This is a genomic window from Xenorhabdus griffiniae, from assembly GCF_037265215.1.
GTDB classification, from domain to species: domain Bacteria; phylum Pseudomonadota; class Gammaproteobacteria; order Enterobacterales; family Enterobacteriaceae; genus Xenorhabdus; species Xenorhabdus griffiniae.
Window position 1 is genome coordinate 1642659 of sequence record NZ_CP147737.1, and the last position, 20177, is coordinate 1662835.

Annotated in this window: 21 protein-coding genes and 2 tRNA genes; 19 read left to right on the plus strand and 4 right to left on the minus strand. The window is 43.1% G+C overall.

Going from position 1 to position 20177, the window contains the following annotated elements:
* Window position 1: 1 nt before the first annotated feature.
* From sucC to aroG, 17 genes are all read left to right on the plus strand, one after another.
* Entirely contained in the window at window positions 2-1168 is a 1167-nt protein-coding gene (gene sucC / locus WDV75_RS07335; protein WP_273570727.1) for an ADP-forming succinate--CoA ligase subunit beta, read from the plus strand.
* The gene (sucD, locus tag WDV75_RS07340) at window positions 1168-2037 is read left to right on the plus strand and encodes a succinate--CoA ligase subunit alpha (protein WP_099131146.1); all 870 of its coding nucleotides are present in this window, start codon (window positions 1168-1170) and stop codon (window positions 2035-2037) included. The genes sucC and sucD overlap by 1 nt, the downstream gene beginning before the upstream one ends.
* A 644-nt stretch (window positions 2038-2681) precedes the next feature.
* Window positions 2682-4253 carry a cytochrome ubiquinol oxidase subunit I gene (cydA, locus tag WDV75_RS07345; RefSeq protein WP_273570724.1) on the plus strand — a complete coding sequence of 524 codons (1572 nt, stop codon included), beginning with the start codon at window positions 2682-2684 and terminating at the stop codon, window positions 4251-4253.
* Between the two features lie 14 nt (window positions 4254-4267).
* The gene (gene cydB / locus WDV75_RS07350) at window positions 4268-5407 is read left to right on the plus strand and encodes a cytochrome d ubiquinol oxidase subunit II (RefSeq protein ID WP_189758120.1); all 1140 of its coding nucleotides are present in this window, start codon (window positions 4268-4270) and stop codon (window positions 5405-5407) included.
* Window positions 5408-5418: 11 nt separating this feature from the next.
* On the plus strand, window positions 5419-5535 hold the full coding sequence (gene cydX, locus WDV75_RS07355) for a cytochrome bd-I oxidase subunit CydX (protein ID WP_099131149.1): 117 nt from the start codon (window positions 5419-5421) through the stop codon (window positions 5533-5535).
* Window positions 5535-5822, plus strand: a complete 288-nt coding sequence (gene ybgE / locus WDV75_RS07360) for a cyd operon protein YbgE (protein ID WP_273570720.1) — start codon at window positions 5535-5537, stop codon at window positions 5820-5822. Before cydX ends, ybgE begins: the two co-directional genes overlap by 1 nt.
* A gap of 114 nt (window positions 5823-5936) precedes the next feature.
* Window positions 5937-6341, plus strand: coding sequence for a tol-pal system-associated acyl-CoA thioesterase (ybgC, locus tag WDV75_RS07365; RefSeq protein WP_189758122.1), 405 nt, complete (start codon window positions 5937-5939; stop codon window positions 6339-6341).
* On the plus strand, window positions 6338-7027 hold the full coding sequence (tolQ, locus tag WDV75_RS07370; protein WP_273570717.1) for a Tol-Pal system protein TolQ: 690 nt from the start codon (window positions 6338-6340) through the stop codon (window positions 7025-7027). Before ybgC ends, tolQ begins: the two co-directional genes overlap by 4 nt.
* A 24-nt stretch (window positions 7028-7051) precedes the next feature.
* A complete protein-coding gene (gene tolR, locus WDV75_RS07375; protein WP_273570715.1) occupies window positions 7052-7483 on the plus strand; it encodes a colicin uptake protein TolR in 432 nt (143 codons plus the stop codon).
* Between the two features lie 35 nt (window positions 7484-7518).
* A complete protein-coding gene (gene tolA, locus WDV75_RS07380; protein WP_273570713.1) occupies window positions 7519-8580 on the plus strand; it encodes a cell envelope integrity protein TolA in 1062 nt (353 codons plus the stop codon).
* Window positions 8581-8770: 190 nt separating this feature from the next.
* On the plus strand, window positions 8771-10057 hold the full coding sequence (gene tolB / locus WDV75_RS07385) for a Tol-Pal system beta propeller repeat protein TolB (protein ID WP_420497544.1): 1287 nt from the start codon (window positions 8771-8773) through the stop codon (window positions 10055-10057).
* A 42-nt stretch (window positions 10058-10099) separates the two neighbouring features.
* Window positions 10100-10600, plus strand: a complete 501-nt coding sequence (gene pal, locus WDV75_RS07390) for a peptidoglycan-associated lipoprotein Pal (RefSeq protein ID WP_273570740.1) — start codon at window positions 10100-10102, stop codon at window positions 10598-10600.
* Between the two features lie 33 nt (window positions 10601-10633).
* Window positions 10634-11374 carry a cell division protein CpoB gene (cpoB, locus tag WDV75_RS07395; RefSeq protein ID WP_422399063.1) on the plus strand — a complete coding sequence of 247 codons (741 nt, stop codon included), beginning with the start codon at window positions 10634-10636 and terminating at the stop codon, window positions 11372-11374.
* A gap of 156 nt (window positions 11375-11530) precedes the next feature.
* Window positions 11531-11606, plus strand: a tRNA-Lys gene (locus WDV75_RS07400).
* 31 nt (window positions 11607-11637) lie between these two features.
* Window positions 11638-11713: transfer RNA gene (locus WDV75_RS07405), tRNA-Lys, on the plus strand.
* Window positions 11714-12001: 288 nt separating this feature from the next.
* Window positions 12002-12721, plus strand: coding sequence for a nicotinamide riboside transporter PnuC (gene pnuC / locus WDV75_RS07410; RefSeq protein ID WP_273570709.1), 720 nt, complete (start codon window positions 12002-12004; stop codon window positions 12719-12721).
* A 409-nt stretch (window positions 12722-13130) separates the two neighbouring features.
* A complete protein-coding gene (gene aroG, locus WDV75_RS07415) occupies window positions 13131-14183 on the plus strand; it encodes a 3-deoxy-7-phosphoheptulonate synthase AroG (protein WP_273570707.1) in 1053 nt (350 codons plus the stop codon).
* 70 nt (window positions 14184-14253) lie between these two features.
* Here the strand turns inward: aroG and gpmA are convergent, their stop codons facing one another.
* From gpmA to modE, 4 genes are all read right to left on the minus strand, one after another.
* The gene (gpmA, locus tag WDV75_RS07420; protein WP_189758129.1) at window positions 14254-15006 is read right to left on the minus strand and encodes a 2,3-diphosphoglycerate-dependent phosphoglycerate mutase; all 753 of its coding nucleotides are present in this window, start codon (window positions 15004-15006) and stop codon (window positions 14254-14256) included.
* Between the two features lie 229 nt (window positions 15007-15235).
* Window positions 15236-16075: a CPBP family intramembrane glutamic endopeptidase gene (locus tag WDV75_RS07425; RefSeq protein ID WP_273570704.1), complete on the minus strand. Its 840-nt coding sequence runs from the start codon at window positions 16073-16075 to the stop codon at window positions 15236-15238.
* 216 nt (window positions 16076-16291) lie between these two features.
* Complete coding sequence (gene modF / locus WDV75_RS07430; RefSeq protein ID WP_273570703.1) at window positions 16292-17776, minus strand: molybdate ABC transporter ATP-binding protein ModF; 1485 nt, start codon at window positions 17774-17776, stop codon at window positions 16292-16294.
* A 223-nt stretch (window positions 17777-17999) separates the two neighbouring features.
* Window positions 18000-18791 carry a molybdenum-dependent transcriptional regulator gene (gene modE / locus WDV75_RS07435; RefSeq protein ID WP_273570702.1) on the minus strand — a complete coding sequence of 264 codons (792 nt, stop codon included), beginning with the start codon at window positions 18789-18791 and terminating at the stop codon, window positions 18000-18002.
* A 176-nt stretch (window positions 18792-18967) separates the two neighbouring features.
* On the opposite strand from modE, the gene WDV75_RS07440 reads away from it, so the two are divergent.
* Window positions 18968-19102 (plus strand): AcrZ family multidrug efflux pump-associated protein, encoded by a 135-nt coding sequence (locus tag WDV75_RS07440; protein WP_074018394.1) that lies wholly within the window; start codon window positions 18968-18970, stop codon window positions 19100-19102.
* Between the two features lie 302 nt (window positions 19103-19404).
* Window positions 19405-20175, plus strand: coding sequence for a molybdate ABC transporter substrate-binding protein (modA, locus tag WDV75_RS07445; RefSeq protein ID WP_273570698.1), 771 nt, complete (start codon window positions 19405-19407; stop codon window positions 20173-20175).
* Window positions 20176-20177: the final 2 nt, after the last annotated feature.

A 20177-nucleotide genomic window follows, 5' to 3' on the forward strand; every position in this document is an offset into this window, starting at 1 on the left:
CATGAATTTACACGAGTATCAGGCAAAACAACTTTTTGCACGGTATGGTTTACCAGCACCTGCTGGCTATGCTTGTACCACACCGCGCGAAGCAGAAGAAGCAGCATCCAAGATTGGTTCAGGTCCTTGGGTCGTTAAATGTCAGGTTCATGCAGGTGGCCGCGGTAAGGCGGGTGGCGTGAAAGTCGTCAACAGTAAAGAAGATATCCGCACTTTTGCTGAACAATGGCTGGGTAAACGACTGGTAACTTACCAGACAGATGCACAGGGGCAACCTGTCCATCAGATCTTGGTGGAAGGGGCTACCGATATTGCCAAGGAGCTGTATCTTGGGGCTGTTGTTGATCGTGGTACACGTCGTGTAGCGTTCATGGCCTCTACTGAAGGTGGCGTCGAAATAGAAAAAGTGGCAGAAGAAACGCCTGAGTTAATTCATAAAGCCATTATCGATCCCCTCTCTGGCCCTATGCCGTATCAAGGCCGTGAATTGGCGTTCAAACTTGGTTTGACGGGTAAACAGGTTGGTCAATTCACCAAGATTTTCTTGGGATTGGCTAACTTGTTCTTAGAGCGTGATTTGGCATTGGTCGAAATCAACCCTCTGGTGATCACAACGCAAGGTGATCTGGTTTGTTTGGATGGAAAATTGAGTGCTGATGGTAATGCGATGTTCCGTCAGGCTGAATTGCGTGAAATGCACGATCCTTCGCAGGAAGATCCACGTGAAGCTCAGGCTGCACAGTGGGAACTGAATTATGTTGCGCTGGATGGCAATATTGGTTGTATGGTGAATGGTGCAGGTCTGGCAATGGGAACGATGGACATTGTCAAATTGCATGGTGGTGCACCAGCAAACTTCCTTGATGTCGGTGGTGGTGCCACAAAAGAGCGTGTTACCGAAGCATTTAAGATCATCTTGTCAGATGAAAATGTTAAAGCTGTTTTGGTTAATATCTTTGGTGGTATTGTCCGCTGTGACTTGATTGCTGACGGCATTATTGGTGCGGTGGAAGAAGTGGGTGTTAACGTACCGGTAGTCGTTCGTCTGGAAGGAAACAATGCCGAACTGGGTGCTAAAAAGCTGGCGGATAGCGGTTTGAACATCATTGCCGCTACCAGTTTGACTGACGCAGCTAAACAGGCAGTAGCCGCAGCGGGGAATAAATAATGTCTATTTTAATCGATAAAAACACCAAAGTGATTTGTCAGGGTTTTACTGGCAGCCAAGGGACTTTTCACTCGGAACAGGCGATAGCCTACGGTACTCAAATGGTGGGTGGCGTAACACCGGGTAAAGGTGGCACTGAGCATTTAGGATTACCTGTATTCAACACCGTACGTGAAGCCGTTGAAGCAACGGGTGCAACCGCTTCTGTAATCTATGTTCCGGCACCATTTTGTAAAGATTCCATTCTGGAAGCGATTGATGCAGGTATTAAACTGATCATCACTATTACAGAAGGCATCCCAACACTCGATATGTTGACCGTTAAGGAAAAACTGGATCAAGCTGGTGTCCGTATGATTGGTCCTAACTGTCCGGGAGTCATTACTCCTGACGAATGTAAGATCGGTATTATGCCTGGTCACATTCACAAGTCAGGTAAAGTGGGTATTGTTTCTCGTTCAGGCACACTGACTTATGAAGCAGTTAAACAGACCACAGATGCTGGGTTAGGGCAATCTACCTGTGTTGGTATCGGTGGTGATCCAATCCCAGGTTCAAATTTCATTGATATTCTGCAACTGTTCCAGGAAGATCCACAGACAGAAGCGATTGTCATGATTGGTGAAATTGGTGGTACAGCCGAAGAAGAAGCTGCGGCTTACATCAAAGAACATGTGACTAAACCGGTTGTTGCTTATATTGCGGGTGTGACTGCACCTAAAGGTAAGCGCATGGGCCATGCTGGAGCGATTATCGCAGGTGGTAAAGGGACAGCAGACGAGAAATTTGCTGCCCTGGAAGCTGCGGGGGTGAAGACAGTACGTAGCCTTGCAGACATTGGTGATGCTGTAAAAGCGTTATTGGTATAAAGATCACAAAATAAACTCTTTTTATAGAAAAAGGCTGCCTTGGGGTGGCCTTTTATTTTTATTTATAATATTAACAGTAGGTTAGTCATTTATAAGATCAGTTTTTTTTCAATTTAATTGAGTTGGATTTTAGTAAAATCTATTTATTTGATTAATTAAATTGGAAATATCGGAAAAATATATTTTTTAAAGAATGAAAACGAAAAGTTAATTTTCTAATGCGTTTTACAGCAAAAAATAAATTACGAGTCATTGCAAATAACAACTTATTAACACTAAATAAACTATAATGAAATAATAACTGTAAAGCTTAACAAAATAAGGAAAAAATTGACTAAAATCAATTTATTACTCTGGATTGTATTCGCTAAACTTGATTAAATTGATCTAGTATATATAGGCATTAACCTAAGAATGTATAGTATTGTTGACCTATATTCAGAATTCTAAGCTGAGTCACGTAAAAGCTATTTATTGTATGTGAATATAGGCGTAATATTATTGTGGTATCTATTGAGTTTTTTGATTTTGTAATAATTCATTGTTGTGTTTGAGGCATTTATTGCTGGTAGTTACGAGACTTTCGTTTTACGAAGTCGGGTTGCCGCAAGTCGGTGTCTTCCTGCTAGGAGCAAGGAGTCAAGATGTTTGATATTGTCGAACTGTCACGATTACAGTTTGCCTTAACTGCTATGTACCATTTTCTATTCGTCCCATTAACGCTCGGTATGGCGTTTTTGCTTGCGATCATGGAAACGGTATATGTCCTTTCTGGCAAACAAATCTATAAAGATATGACAAAATTCTGGGGTAAGTTATTTGGTATTAACTTTGCCTTGGGTGTCGCAACGGGCTTGACCATGGAGTTCCAGTTCGGAACCAACTGGTCATATTTCTCACATTATGTTGGTGATATTTTCGGTGCGCCTTTGGCCATCGAAGGTCTGATGGCATTCTTCCTCGAATCCACATTCGTTGGTCTGTTTTTCTTCGGGTGGGATCGACTGAGTAAGAAACAACACTTGGCGGTTACCTGGCTGGTTGCATTAGGCTCTAACTTCTCTGCATTGTGGATCCTGATTGCGAATGGTTGGATGCAAAACCCGATTGCGTCTGACTTTAACTTCGAAACCATGCGAATGGAGATGGTGAGCTTCAGCGAACTGGTACTTAACCCAGTAGCACAGGTGAAATTTGTCCATACTGTTGCCGCCGGTTATGTAACAGGGGCTGTTTTTGTGCTAGGCATCAGCTCTTACTATCTGCTTAAAGGGCGCGATTTGGGGTTTGCTAAACGTTCTTTTGCGATTGCAGCGAGTTTTGGTATGGCTGCGGTACTGTCTGTCATTGTTCTGGGTGATGAATCTGGATATGAAATGGGGGACGTGCAGAAAACCAAATTGGCAGCAATTGAAGCAGAGTGGGAAACCCAGCCACCTCCGGCTTCATTCACGCTGATTGGTCTTCCCGATCAGGACAAAATGGAAAATAAATACGCTATCCAAATTCCTTACGTTTTAGGTTTAATTGCTACCCGCTCTACAGAGACACCGGTTGTTGGTCTGCGTGATTTGATGAGCCAGCATGAGCAGCGTATCCGTAATGGCATCAAGGCTTATGAATTACTGGAAGAACTGCGTGCAGGTAATGTTGATCCGAATGTTCGCAGTGCATTTAATGAAAGTAAGAAAGATCTTGGTTATGGCATGCTCGTGAAGCGTTATACCCAAAACGTAGCTGATGCGACAGAAGAGCAAATTAAAGCCGCGGCGAAAGACTCTATCCCACGTGTAGCACCACTCTACTTTGCATTCCGTATCATGGTTGCTGCTGGTTTTATTATGTTGTTGGTTATCGGCTTGTCGTTCCTGAGTGTTCTCCGTAACCGCATCGGTCAACATAAGTGGCTGTTACGTGCGGCATTGTTCAGTATTCCATTGCCATGGATTGCCGTTGAAGCTGGTTGGTTTGTCGCAGAATATGGCCGTCAGCCATGGGCGATTGGTGAAGTGTTACCAACGGCTGTCGCGGCTTCAACACGCAGTGTCGGTGATCTGATTTTCTCAATGGTGCTGATTTGTGGTCTGTATACTTTGTTCTTGATCGCAGAGATGTTCTTGATGTTCAAATTTGCCCGTCTTGGCCCAAGCAGCCTCAAGACTGGACGTTACCATTTTGAGCAAAAAACCGCTTCTTCAGCGAATAATATTGGGTAAGCAGGAGTCCACTTATGCTTGATTATGATGTATTACGATTTATATGGTGGCTGCTGATTGGTGTGTTACTGATCGGTTTCACGGTGACTGATGGTTTCGATATGGGAGTGGGAATCCTGCTGCGGATCATTGGTAAAAATGATACCGAACGCCGTATCATGATTAACTCAGTTGCCCCGCACTGGGATGGTAACCAGGTTTGGTTAATTACCGCGGGTGGTGCCCTGTTTGCCGCATGGCCGATGGTATATGCCGCCGCTTTCTCTGGCTTTTATGTGGCCATGATTCTGGTTTTGGCTGCTCTGTTTTTCCGTCCGGTTGGCTTCGATTACCGTTCAAAACTGGAAAGCAGCAAATGGCGTAATATGTGGGATTGGGGGCTGGTTATCGGTAGCTTCGTACCTGCATTGGTTATCGGAGTGGCATTCGGTAACTTGTTGCAAGGCGTACCGTTGGCGGTAGATTCTTACCTGCGTGTCTCTTATGAGGGTTCATTCTTTGGATTGCTAAACCCTTATGGTTTGCTGGCAGGGGTGATTAGCCTGATGATGATTGTGACGCAAGGGGCAACGTATCTGCAAATGCGTACAACAGGCGAACTGCACTTGCGCTCCCGTACTGCAACCCATGTTTGTGCTGCGATAACGGCAATTGCGTTCCTGCTGGCAGGGATATGGCTGATTTATGGCATTGATGGCTATGTTGTCACGGGAGGCCTGGATGTTAATGCGGCATCCAATCCGTTACATAAAGAAGTTATCCAGCAGGCAGGCGCATGGCTGACCAACTTCAATAACTATCCTGTTCTGTGGGCTATACCTGTGTTGGGCGTATTGCTTCCACTGCTGACTATACTGGCTACCTGGATGGATAAAGGTGCTTGGGCATTCTTATTCTCATCCCTGACAGTCGCTTGCATTATCCTGACTTCAGGGATTGCTATGTTCCCGTTCGTGATGCCATCAAGCATTGATCCGAATGTCAGTCTGACTATGTGGGATGCGACATCCAGTCAGTGGACGTTGCAAGTTATGTTCATTGTTGCACTTATCTTCGTTCCTATCGTGCTGTCTTACACCATATGGTGTTATTACAAAACCTTCGGGCGTTTGGATAAGAACTACATTGATAACAACAAACACTCACTGTACTAAGGAGCATAAGCATGTGGTATTTTGCTTGGATTCTCGGAACGCTCTTGGCTTGTAGCTTTGCGGTCATTGCTGCTTTGGCACTTGAGCATAGCGAATCACAGAACGCTTCTGAGAGTGACAAAAAATAATGTTGGCTGATAAATGCTACCAACTTATGGATAAGGGCCCATTGAGGGCTCTTATCCTCATTATCGCCTTAACACTCGCTGCCTGTGTGTTTTGGGATCCGGCCCGTTTTGCCGCCAGTACCAGTTCACTACAAATATGGCAAGGTGTTTTATTGATTTGGGCAGTTTGTTCTGGCGTTACTTTTGGTGTTGGTTTTCATCCTAACCATCTTATTTGGCGATTGTTTTTTCATCCGCTACCTGCATTTTTTATTCTTCTTTTTGGCTTATATCATTTCTTTAAGTAAAATAATTGTAATTTTATAGGCCATCGGCCTATAAATTTTTTTTACTGACAGGTCATTCCAAAGCGCTATTGTCTTAAGTATAGTGACAGCGTCAATTCGCCTAATTAGGATTATATGAGTAATATGTTATTCCGTTGGCCTATCCGTGTTTACTACGAAGACACAGATGCTAGTGGTGTGGTTTATCACGCTCGGTATTTGGGTTTTTACGAAAGAGCTCGTACAGAAATGTTGCGGGAAAGAGGTTTCCACCAACAGTCTATGCTAGATGAGCAAGTTGGCTTTGTTGTTAGTCGCATGACGATTGACTACCGGAAACCAGCAAAACTGGATGATCAGCTGGTTGTTGAAAGCGAAGTTACAAATATCCGTGGCGCTTCTCTAACATTTATTCAACGAATTGTTGATTGCAATGGCGTAGTTATCAGCAGCGCAGAATGTCTGGTTGTCTACGTGAATTCATCTCAAATGAAGCCGATTGCGCTTCCAAAGTCTATTGTCGCGGAGTTTAAGCAGTGACTGACATGAACATCCTGAATTTATTTCTTAAGGCAGGCTTCTTAGTACAGCTGATCATGCTGATTTTGATTGGCTTCTCTATCGTCTCTTGGGCAATCATTATTCAACGAACAAAAATCCTGAATGCCGCAAGCCGTGAGGCAGAAGCATTTGAAGATAAATTTTGGTCTGGTATTGAATTATCTCGCCTTTACAAAGAAAGTCAGTCACGCCGTGATTCGTTAAGTGGTACTGAGCAGATATTCCATTCCGGGTTTAAAGAATTTGCTCGTTTACATCAGGCAAATAACCATGCACCAGAAGCGGTTATTACAGGGGCTTCCCGTGCCATGCGTATTTCACTAAATCGTGAGTTGGAAGTATTGGAAAATCATATACCATTTCTGGGTACAGTAGGTTCGATCAGCCCTTATATTGGTTTGTTTGGTACGGTTTGGGGGATCATGCATGCATTTATTGCATTGGGAGCGGTCAAACAGGCAACCTTGCAAATGGTTGCGCCTGGTATTGCTGAAGCTTTGATTGCAACAGCGATTGGCCTGTTCGCGGCAATTCCTGCGGTGATGGCTTATAACCGCCTGAACCAGCGAGTTAACAAACTAGAACAAGTTTACGATAACTTTATGGAAGAATTCCTGGCTATCCTGCATCGTCAGGCTTTTGCTTCCAATACTAATAAGCCGTAATAAATCGTAAGGGGAAATCAGCGAATGGCGCGCACTCGTAGTCGCAGACGTGAGCTAAAATCTGAGATCAATATCGTCCCCTTGCTGGACGTGTTGCTGGTATTACTGCTTATTTTCATGGCAACGGCACCGATTATCACGCAAAGTGTGGAAGTTGATTTACCTGATTCGGTGGATTCAAAGACCGTTTCCAGCACGGATAATCCGCCGGTCATAGTGGAAGTTTCTGGGGTAGGGCAGTACAACATGATTGTTAATCAGGAACGCTTGGAGTTGTTACCTGAACAGCAAATCGTTGCAGAAGCTCAAACCGTGATGAAAGCCAATCCGAAAACGGTTTTCTTGATCGGTGGCGCTAAGGAAGTTCCTTATGATGAAATTATCAAGGCATTGAATATGCTTCGTCAGGCCGGTGTCAAATCGGTGGGCTTAATGACTCAGCCTATCGGCGCCTGACAACGGTTGTCACTTAAAGTTTCTGGATATCGAGCGTGGGAAAGACAAGCGAGCAAAATAATAGGCTGAATCGCGCCATTATTATTTCGGTAATATTGCACATTATCCTGATCGGATTTCTGATTTGGGGTCCTTGGGGGCAAAAAACAGAAATGGGGGGCGGTGGACAAAGCGGTACTGTCATTGATGCTGTTATGGTTGATCCGAATGCCGTCGTTCAGCAATATAACCAGCAACAACAGCAACAGGCCAATGCAAAGTTAGCTGAACAACAGCGGAAGAAAAAAGCGGAGCAACAGGCGGCTGAATTGCGGGCAAAGCAGGCGGAAGAACAGGAACGTTTGAAAGTGGCTGAAGAAGAGCGAATTAAAGCATTGCAGGAAGCTGAAGCGCAGAAAAAACAGTCTGAGGCTGCTGCCACTAAAGCACGTGAAGAGCAGGAACAGGCTGATGCCGCTGCTGCCAAAGCGCGTGAAGACCAAAAGCAGGCAGAAGAAGCGGCTGCAAAAGCACTGGCAGAAAAAGAACGAATTCTAAAAGAGCAAGCGGAAGCCCGCCAGAAAGCGGAAGCCCAGGCGAAGAAAGAAGCGGAAGAGGCAGTAAAACGTAAAGCGGCGGCTGAGGCGGAAGCTAAAGCGGAAGCTAAGGCCAAGGCAGAGGCAGAAGAAAAAGCTAAGGTGAAAGCAGAAGCAAAAGCTAAGGCTGAAGCAGCAAAGCAAGCTCAAACGGTTAATGATCTGTTAGGTGGATTAGCGTCTAATACGCCTAAGCAGGGGGGAGCAACTTCGGCCGGAAAAGGTGGTGGTAAGAAAAGTGGGCCTTCAGATTCGGAAATTAATAATTACAAGGGACGGATCCAGTCTGTGATCCAGCAGAATTTTCGCGATCCAAGCCTGTATATCGGTCGTACTTGTGATTTGAATATAAAGCTGGCGCCAGATGGATTACTGATTGATATCAAAGCAGGAGCGGGTGATCCGGCATTATGTCGAGCCGCTATTACCGCCGCTAATTTGGCAAAAAAAATGCCGCCTCCACCAAGCAAAGAGGTTTATGAATATTTTAAGAGTTTCACGCTAGAATTTAAACCGCAGTAAGTTAAATGTTTGGTAGATAATCATTATGTGTTAACCAAACTTACGAATAATTTATATGTACAAACAAAATTATTAGATTTTATTTAGGTGTCTAGTTTTGTTTGTTGGCGTTTGTTAGAATCCGGCGGATTATTGCGGCAGATAAAAAGATCGCGATAAGGGAGAGATGATGAAGCAAACTTTTAAACAGATGTTTAAAGTCATATTGGGCTTTCTGGTGATGTGGGCAGCGCTTGCTCATGCAGAGGTTCGCATTGAAATTACACAGGGTGTTGATTCTGCCCGTCCTATTGGCGTTGTTCCATTTAAATGGACTGGGGTCGGTGAGTCACCAGAAAATATTGGTTCAATTATTGCTGCGGATTTGAGAAACAGTGGGAAATTTAATCCGATTGACTCTGCTCGTATGCCGCAACAACCAACTACTGCATCAGAGGTAACGCCTGCCGCATGGGCTGCGTTAGGGATCGATTCAGTTGTTGTTGGAAATATTCAACCCAGTGCAGATGGTAAATTCCTGGTTTCTTATCAGCTTGTTGACGTTGCTGGTGCGCCAGGAACGGTCTTGGCACAAGAACAATTCACAGTTGAAAAGAAATGGTTACGTTTCGCCGCACACACAGCCAGTAATCAGGTATTTGAAAAATTGACAGGCATTAGAGGTGCATTTACTACTCGTATAGCTTACGTCGTTAAAAATAACAGTGCGGGGAAATATCGTTATGAGCTGCGTGTTTCTGATTATGATGGCTATAATCAATTTACCGTACATAGCTCACCGGAACCATTGATGTCACCGGCCTGGTCGCCAGATGCTTCCAAGCTTGCCTATGTTACATTTGAAGGCGGTCGCTCTGCGCTGATTATTCAAACACTGGCAACAGGTGCTGTTCGTCAGGTCGCTTCGTTCCCTCGCCATAACGGAGCCCCCGCATTTTCTCCGGATGGAACTAAGCTTGCTTTTGCATTATCTAAAACTGGTAGTTTGAATCTTTACGTGATGGATTTAGCGTCTGGCCAAATCCGCCAGATTACCGATGGCCGCAGTAATAATACTGAGCCAAGCTGGATGCCAGATAGCCAGACACTGGTCTATACCTCAGATCAGGGTGGGCGTCCACAATTGTATAAAATCGATATTAATGGCGGTGCTCCACAACGCCTAACTTGGGAAGGATCACAAAACCAAGATGCAGATGTTAGCCCTGACGGTAGTTTTATTGTGATGGTTAGCTCAGCGAGTGGCAGTCAGCATATCGCCAAACAGGATCTGGCAACGGGATCTGTCCAAGTCTTGACAGATACGTTTCTGGATGAAACGCCGAGCATCGCACCTAATGGCACTATGGTGATTTATAGCTCCACTCAAGGGTGGGGAACTATATTGCAGCTAGTTTCGACTGATGGGCGTTTCAAAGCGCGTCTTCCGGCTACCGATGGACAGGTAAAATTCCCTGCCTGGTCGCCGTATCTGTGATGCATAATAATATGTATGGCAAACTATAAAAGGATCAAAGAGATGCAACTGAACAAAATGCTAAAAGGGCTGATGTTAGCTTTACCAATCATGGCCGTAGCAGCGTGTAGTTCTAACAAAACTGGCAATAATGATCAGTCTGGTGTAAGCACTGTTGATAATTCTTCTAAGACTCTGTCTGCTGAAGAATTAGCACGTCAGCAGATGCAAGAGCTGCAAAACAACAACATCGTATACTTCGGTTTCGATAAGTACGATATCAACAGCGAATTTGCTCAGATGTTGGATGCACATGCTGCCTTCCTGCGCACTAACCCATCTGTTAAAGTGACTATCGAAGGTCACGCGGATGAGCGTGGTACTCCAGAGTACAACATTGCTCTGGGTGAGCGTCGTGCGAACGCAGTGAAAATGTATCTGCAAGGCAAAGGCGTTTCTGCTGATCAGCTTGCTATCGTTTCTTACGGTAAAGAAAAACCAGCTGTACTTGGCCATGACGAAGCAGCATATGCGAAAAACCGTCGCGCTGTGATCGTATACTAAGAGTAATGCATGAACAGTAACTTCAGACGTTATATGTTGGGTCTGTCGTTATTGGTTGGCGTAGCGGCTCCTTGGGCCGCTACCGCCCAAGCGCCAATCAGTAATGTCGGCTCAGGCTCCACCGATGAGCGCCTCTCCCAATTAGAGCGTATTTCTGACGCTCACAGTCAATTATTAACTCAGCTCCAGCAACAACTTTCTGATTCGCAACGTGATATCGATACACTCCGTGGCCAAATTCAGGAAAACCAGTATCAATTAAATCAGATCATTGAACGTCAAAAAGATCTTTATCTGCAATTGGATAAAATCACCAATCCAGCCAGTGCAGAGAATTCAGAACCAGAAAATCGTTCGGCACAAGCTGGGAATAAACAATCTGCTGTGTCGGCAAGTACAGGAAGTGAAAAAGGTGATTACGATGCCGCTGTTTCTTTGGCTATCAATACCAAAGAATATGATAAAGCGATTGTCGCATTTCAAAATTTTGCCAAAACCTATCCCAAATCTAAATATTTGCCGAATGCTAATTATTGGTTAGGGCAGTTGAATTACAACAAAGGCAAGAAAGACGATGCGGCTTATTATTTTGCCACTGTCGTGAAAGACTATCCTAAGTCACAAAAAAGCAGTGATTCCCTGTATAAAGTGGGTTTAATCATGCAGGAAAAGGGGCAAAAGGATAAAGCGAAAGCGGTTTATCAGCAGGTGGTTAAGCAATATCCAGGTACTAATGCAGCAAAAATGGCCGGGAAAAAGCTTTCTGGGATGTAATAATTATCCCCGAAAGGTCAGATATCGGTCTTTTGGGGGATAATTGACTGCTTAATAAGCATTTAAACAAGTTTTCTAAAATAAACGTTGCACCATACTGAGAAATCAGTAATATATGCCGCCGTTGGCAAGGATAACTGCCAAACAGATTTAGATGGGTCGTTAGCTCAGTCGGTAGAGCAGTTGACTTTTAATCAATTGGTCGCAGGTTCGAATCCTGCACGACCCACCATCTAAATTCTCACCTCAAGTACTCCTTAGATGGGTCGTTAGCTCAGTCGGTAGAGCAGTTGACTTTTAATCAATTGGTCGCAGGTTCGAATCCTGCACGACCCACCATCTAAACTTTCACCTCAAATACTCCTTAGATGGGGCGTTAACTCAGTCAGTAGAACCGTTGACTTTTAATCGATTAGTCGCAGCAGATAACTTAATAAATTGATTACTGACTTCACATTTTTCCTTATCATTCTTAATTCTTTAAAATAATTAAAGACTTTTTTTCTTAAATTCGCTATCTTGTTTAGTATGTAAAACACCAAAGTGCAAAATAGCCTATTTATCTCGTAATTTCATGTTTTTTGTATTGATATACTAAACATTATTTATGGTAAGGATAAAAAAAGTATGGATTTTTTCAACATTAATAACATATTCGTGCATATACCACTAGGAACGGGCGGCTATAACCTTTCATATATTGAAGCGGTTGGTACGATAGCAGGGCTGTTATGTATTTGGCTCGCTAGTCAGGAGAAAATCATTAATTACCTGTTTGGATTAATTAATGTCTCGCTATTCGCTGTTATCTTCTTTCAAATTCAACTCTACGCCAGCCTTATTCTGCAAATCTTTTTCTTCGCGGCCAATGTCTATGGTTGGTATGCATGGAGCCGAGTCAATGAGCAAAAACAAATAGAGCTTAAAATTCGGTGGCTCAACCCTAAACAGATGGCTGTTGTTGCCGCAATTTCCATCGCTGCCATATTGATCATGACATTTAATATCGATCAATTATTTGGTTATATGGCAAAAGTGGTGGTGCTCGCCCTACAGGGAATGGGCTTTAATATCATCATGCCTGAGTTACAGTCCGATGCTTTCCCATTCTGGGATTCAGTGATGACAGTATTATCCATCGTGGCAATGATACTAATGACGCGTAAGCATGTAGAAAATTGGCTGATTTGGGTTATCATCGATGTTATCAGTGTCGTGATTTATTACTATCAAGGCGTTTTGGCGATGTCGCTGCAATATATTATTTTGACAGGTATTGCATTGAATGGTGCTCGCCTGTGGATTAAGGCAGCGAAACCAGCGGATAACAACCCAAAGGAGATGTAAATTAAATCGATCGTCGGCCATAGATAATCTATGGCCTGTTATTTGATATTTCTCTACAAGACATTCTCTCCTTAAATAGGTTTTCATAATACTGAAAGTATCAGATGTTGGGGTTCCTTACCCCGCGCGGCGCGCGGGGTAAGGAAGGCTCCTATCATTTTGAAACGCTATTTAATTAGCCTATACGCATTAAATTTCAAGTTGCAATTTACAACACGATATGAAACGTGATTTGAAGTTAGATTAGTATATTTATTTGAATTAACATCATTTTTACTCTCAATAGCATTTTCCATAAAAAAGTATTCTATTTTTACTCACAAAGATTATTTACAGAACAACGCCTAACAGTTAGATTGAGATCACAAAATTGTTTTAAATAACTGTAAACGTATTAGGTGAAAGGATAATGAATTACCAGAATGACGATATAAGAATAAGAAAAATAACAGAATTATTGCCACCAGTTGCATTACTCGAAAAATTTCCGGCCACAGAAGAGAGTGCTATTACTGTTCGTAAGGCACGTGAATCTATTCATAATATTTTAATTGGTGAAGATGATCGTCTATTGGTAGTGATTGGTCCATGTTCAATTCATGATCCACACGCGGCGTTAGAATATGCAGAGCGCTTGAATAAATTACGTGAAGAATTGAAAGCTGATTTGGAAATTATCATGCGGGTGTACTTTGAAAAGCCCCGCACGACTATCGGCTGGAAAGGATTGATTAACGATCCAGGCATGGATTGCAGTTTTAATATCAATGGCGGATTACGTACTGCCCGTAAATTGTTGCTTGATATTAATAATATGGGATTACCTGCGGCAGGTGAATTCCTGGATATGATTACTCCTCAGTATTTAGCTGATCTCATGAGCTGGGGGGCGATAGGGGCACGTACAACGGAGTCTCAAATTCATCGCGAGTTGGCTTCAGGGTTGTCCTGTCCGGTTGGTTTCAAAAATGGTACAGATGGCACAATTAAAGTCGCTATTGATGCGATTAATTCAGCAAGTTCATCGCACTGTTTCTTGTCTGTCACGAAATGGGGTCACTCCGCAATTGTTAATACAATAGGTAACCGAGATTGCCATATTATTCTGCGTGGTGGCAAAGAGCCTAATTACAGTGCTGAACATGTCGGTGCCGTTAAAGAAGGACTAAAAAAAGCGGGCTTGGCTCCCCGCGTGATGATTGATTTTAGCCATGCAAATAGCGCGAAGCAGTTTAAAAGACAAATGGACGTCGGTGTTGATGTCTGCGGTCAGATTGCAAGGGGCGAAAACGCGATCATTGGTGTTATGGTTGAAAGTCATTTGGTTGAAGGAAACCAAAGCCTGGAGAGTGATAAGCCTTTGGTTTATGGTCAAAGTATAACCGACGGTTGTATTGGTTGGGAAGATACCGAAACGTTACTGCGCCAGTTGTCCCAGGCTGTCCAGAGTCGCAGAAGCTAATTTATTGCAAAATGCCATAAAAAAGCCGGATATCAATCCGGCTTTTAACATTCTTTATGCGATTTGAGAATTACTTCGCCTTACCCTGATTTGCAACTGCTGCTGCTTTTGCTGCGATTTCATCAGCATTGCCCAGATAGTAGTGTTTGATAGGTTTCATGTTCTCATCAAACTCATAAACCAGTGGTACAGCGGTTGGAATATTCAGTTCAAGAATTTCTTCTTCACTCATATTATCCAGATACTTCACCAATGCACGCAGGGAATTACCGTGAGCGGCGATAATGACTTTTTCGCCTTTTTCTACGCGTGGCTTGATCACTTCTTCCCAATAAGGAATAACACGTTCAATAGTCGTAGCAAGGCTTTCAGTAACTGGGAGCTCTTCTGGTTTCAGGTTGGCGTAACGAGGATCATGGCCTGGGTAGCGTTCATCATCTTTGGTTAAATCAGGAGGAGTGATGGCAAAGCCACGACGCCACAATTTAACTTGATCATCACCGTATTTGGCTGCGGTTTCTGCTTTATCCAGACCTTGTAATGCGCCGTAGTGACGTTCATTCAGTTTCCAGCTTTTTTCAACTGGCAGCCATTGCTGATCAACCTGATCCAGAATATTCCACAAAGTGTGAATAGCACGTTTTAGAACAGAAGTGTAGGCGAAATCAAAGGTAAAACCTTCTTCTTTCAGTAGTTGACCAGCTTGTTGTGCTTCAGAGCGGCCTTTGTCGGACAATTCAACATCAGTCCAGCCAGTAAAACGGTTCTCTTTGTTCCACTCGCTTTCTCCGTGCCGTACAAGAACCAGTTTAGTTACAGCCATAGCTTAAACTCCTATCAGTACTTTTTAATACAAAATGAAAAGATCGCTGCGGGCATTATATGGCGCGACAGGTCAAAACGGCAAACAATAGTCTCGTATCTTCTGTTTTAAATCATGTTTGGTGATAATTACGGCGATCATATATCAGGGGGAAGGGGAATAACGGAGAGTTTATGATCTGAACTGTCTCCGAATAGAGGGAGACAATTCAGATCAAATGGAATTCAGTTTAGTGCATAACTACTGATTTTATTGGGTAGGTGAAAAATAGCAGATGCATTAAGTTGAGTGAAAAATGGAAAGCAACAGCCACCCATAAACGCCCACTCCACAGCCAGGTCAGACCATAAATTAACCCTGCCAGCGTAGCAAAAATCATCAGTAAAGCCCCACCAGCAAAATGGGCAGCGCCAAACAGCAAGGAGGTAATGATAAGGGCTAAATAAGGATTCATCCATTGACTGAGCTTCTGCTGAATATAGCCACGAAACAGTGCTTCTTCAGCCAAAGAGACAAAGAAAAGATTAGCAATAACAAAGGCCGGGAACCAATTAGGTAGATGGAGTTCGACGGATAATCCACCTAACACAGTTGCAAGCCATAATAATGCTGGAATAGCTGCAATTAATAATGCCCATCCATGAGCAGGCGCATTAGCCAACGGTTTTCGGATGAACAAAGTAGGCATACAGAATATCAGGATAAATGGCAGCAGTGCTTTGTCAAAGTTGAAATACATTGAAAAAGGTGCGCTGAGCGGGCCTGCCTGCACTTTATCCAGATACTTGAGATTATGGAATCCTGGGATGTAATGTATAAACAGTAAAATACCACCGATGAGTAATAACAGCTCTATAACGATTTTGGGGACAACATGTTTTTCGCTGTTTTTTTGGCAATAACGATATGCGATACCTAAAAGAGTGATCACTGTCAGCGTGATTATAGCAGGATAGGTAAGTATGTTAGTGTTGATCCCAGCAATGATAGCGAAGAGTGCGACGAAAAAAGCAATTTTCTGACGACGCTCTAAAAGAGCCAATGCAATGGCAAGTAATGCCCAAGCCATATAATTCCCTAATATCTTTGAAAAAACCAATGAAATAATCTAAAAATAAACGGTGATTCTATAGTAATGGTTAAAAAATTCAAAAATAATCATAAAAAATATCAAAAAAATATGACTTGATTTTATTAAAGAATGATTAGATTGAACGATAACAGAAATCCCTCTCCGTCAAGAGAGGGAGCGGAGCATCGTCATGCATTGAACGAAAAAAGATGACTACAGTGATTCTAAGGAAATATTTTCAGTTTCATACCGATAAATATCACCGTCAGGAATAAATCGCAGACGATGGGTAATGCACTGTGGCGCATCTTCTTGATGATGGGAAACAAACAGAAGCTGTGTATCACCATGAGTAATCATGATGTCAATGAAGCGCAGAACTAACTGGCGGTTTAGAGGATCAAGCCCTTGCAAGGGTTCATCCAGGATCAATAAAGCGGGATGCTTCACCAGAGCGCGGGCAATCAAAACCAGTCGCTGTTGCCCCCATGACAAACTATGAAACGGGCTATTTGCTGTTGCTCCAGATAATCCCAATAAACCCAGCCATTCATCTGCTAACTGTTGCTGTCGATCTGAAACGGCCTGATAGAGTCCTATTGAATCGAAAAAACCAGACAGGATAACATTCCGAACGCCGGTACTGACACGATATTCCAGATGAATACTGTTACTGACATAACCAATGTGACGTTTGATGTCCCAAATCGTTTCACCACTTCCCCGTTGACGGCCAAATAATATTAATTCATTGCTGTAACCTTGCGGGTGATCGCCCGTAATTAGGCTAAGAAGTGTCGATTTACCCGCGCCATTTTCACCGATGATTTGCCAGTGTTCATTAGGGTTAACCTGCCAGCTTAAGCCGTGCAAAATGGGTTTATCGTTGTATTGGACAATAACATCACGCATTGACACCAAAGGTTGATCCGCGGGAAGTTGTCCATCTGTCCGGTATTCATCTGCTTCGGGAAGATGGATGTTTTTCAGTCTTTCACTGTGTGCTAACTGTGCCACGAGAGATTCTGCCAAAATGCGTTCTTTCTCTCCGGCTAGCGTCAGATGACAATCCGCCAGTACACCGACTTGTTCGACAAAATCAGGAATTTCATGGAATCGGGTTAAGATTAAAACTAAAGTAATGCCTTTTGCTGCCAGAGAACTTAATAATTGGGTAAGTTGATTGCGGGCATAACTGTCTAGCCCATCAAAAGGTTCATCAAGGATAAGCAGGTCCGGGTTTACCATTAATGCCTGACATAGCAAAACCTTACGAACTTCCCCTGTTGAAAGGTATTTGAATCGTCGTGAGAGCAGATCCTTGATACCAAAATATTCGCTTAATTCAAGACACAATTCATTGTCTTTATGGTGAAGCTGGATGATGTCTGCGGCAGTGCGTCCAGTATCTTCTTCTCCTTCACTGAGCAAATCTGTATTGTTGCGTTGCCACTCTTCATCAATCAGTTTTTGTAATTGTTCGAAAGATAGACGTATTGGTGTGCGAAACGAACAATGACGGTCACCTGCCAGTTGGATTAATTCATCCGACAGTGCACGCGCCAATGAAGATTTTCCACTGCCGTTTGCGCCAACAAAAGCCCAGCTTTCACCAGAAATAATTTTCAGTGACGGTAGCCGTAGGGTACGGGTGTCACTTAAACGGAAACTACCTTGCTTTATTTGCAATTCAGACATTCTTCTTCCTTTTTAAGCAACATCAATTAAAGGATCATCAGAAATAAGCGGAATAATGTTCAATGTCAATGTGTATACCAATCTAACTTCAAGATGCATGTGATTTCTCCTCGCGAAACGGGGAGAAATCGGGTTTCATATAATAGTGTTGTAAATTGCAACTTGAAGTTTAATGCGTATAGCTGTTTGTTATTCATTGAGGCTTAATCACTTTTGCAATCGATTAGCATAAAGTGGCAATAATCACTTTATCAGCATCGAAAAGTGCAGCAACAGAATCGCAGGGCTGGAGTTGCAAACGTGTCACTTCCTGATTAGATAACGTAACGCAAAGGGATTCACCGCCATCAAGTGTCAGAATAATTTCGCTGTGTTCTGTGCCTGTTTCAATATGGCTGACCTGGCCGGATAGGACATTATCGAATGAAGCAGAAGAAAGATGATCTTTAGTTAGGGTTATCCACGGCGCTTTAATCAACACCAGCACTTCTTTTCCGGTGACTAAATTCAGTCGATTGGCGCTTTGTTCCGTTACAGCCGCATAGATTGATGTTTTACCCTCTGCCAACAGAATACGAACATGTTGTTGAATATTGCCGTGGCTACGTTCAATGATCGTACCAAAAAATTGATTTCGGGCGCTGGTTTGTAACGAAAAACGAGATATAGCCGCAAGCAAGCTGTCCAGAGGCAGGGAATCTTCTTGCAAGACATCAAACGCTTTTTGTTGAATTTTCTCCAGCAAATCATAAAGCTGCAACAGACGTTCGCCATAATGGGTTAGTAACGCACCGCCGCCACCTTTTCCGCCTGTGGCACGTTCCACCAGGATCTCATCGGCGAGCTGATTCATTTCATTGATGGCATCCCAGGCACTTTTATAGCTGATCCCAGCTTGTTTTGCGCCTTGGCTGATAGAACCCGTGATTTTAATTTGCTTAAGCAACGCAATTCGTCGGGGATCGGCGAACAGACGTTGTTGCAATTTTAGTGTTAACAATATTTGGGCTTGCATAGTGATTTATTTAGGGTAACTATTTGAGCGTTCTTACAACAGAACCATAAGAATCGCACGTTTCGACGGTTACTGTTACTGTTTTATTGTCTAGAATAACCCAATTAACGTCTGTGTTATGTCAGATTCAGAAATGACACAGTTAATTTGTGAATCACTCAGGATATGAGGTTAGCATGTTTGAATTGCTTAAAAGTATGGGATTTGCACTGATCATGGTCCCCGTGGTGATGGCGGCGATTTTGGCGTTGATTTACGGACTTGGGGGATTATTCAATCTTATCTCCAAAACAGAAAATACCAGTCGTTAATCTTGAACTTTGTCATTTCTATTACCCGGTTATCCGGGTAATCATCAAATTCCTGCCTTTTCTCTATACGCATCAAACTTCAAGTTGCAATTTACAACACGATATGAAACCTGATTTTAAGTTAGATTGGTATATACCAATCGTCTTTCAACGTGATTTGCAAGCTGCAACTTGAAGTTGGATTGGTATAAAAACTAAAACTAACTCACAACTTGCCGATTAATCTCAGAATAGCGTTTTCATTTAACGTTGTATCTTGTTATATACAACGCACCATATTGATGATCTTAGGTGAGTATAAAATGAAAAATAAAGTTTATCAGTTACTGACAGGGGCTGTCGTTTCTTTTGCGCTTGCTGGAAACGTCTGGGCAGCAGATAAGGTGACGGTTTTTGCGGCCGCTTCATTAACCAATGCATTAGATGAGATTGCGGCACAGTATAAAAAAGAGAAACGGGGCGATATTGTTGCCTCTTATGCATCATCATCAACACTGGCTCGCCAGATAGCGCAGGGAGCTCCGGCGGATATTTTTATTTCTGCCGATCAGCAGTGGATGAATTACGCGACTGACAAACAATTAATTGCCGAAAATACTCGTCATACCTTGTTGGGTAACCAGCTTGTCCTGATTGCGCCGAAAGAGAGTCATTTGAATCAAGTTGAGATCAACCGAGAAACAAAATGGAAGTCTTTGCTGGCGGGAGGGCGGTTAGCGGTTGGCGATCCTGATCATGTACCGGTTGGTATTTATGCTAAAGAATCCCTGCAATATTTGAATGCATGGGATACGGTTAATCCATTGATGGCACGCACTAACAATGTGCGTAGTGGTATGGCGTTGGTGGAACGAGCCGAAGCCCCGCTGGGCATTGTTTATGGCTCTGATGCCGTTGCCAGCAATAAGGTCAAAGTTGTGGGAGTTTTCCCACTTGAAAGCCATAAACCGGTGGAATATCCGATGACAATAGTCAAAGGTCATGAAAAACAGGCTGTTCGCGATTTTTATGATTACCTTAAAACCCCTGAAGCCGCTGCTATTTTTAAACGTTACGGCTTTAGTTCACTGTAGGA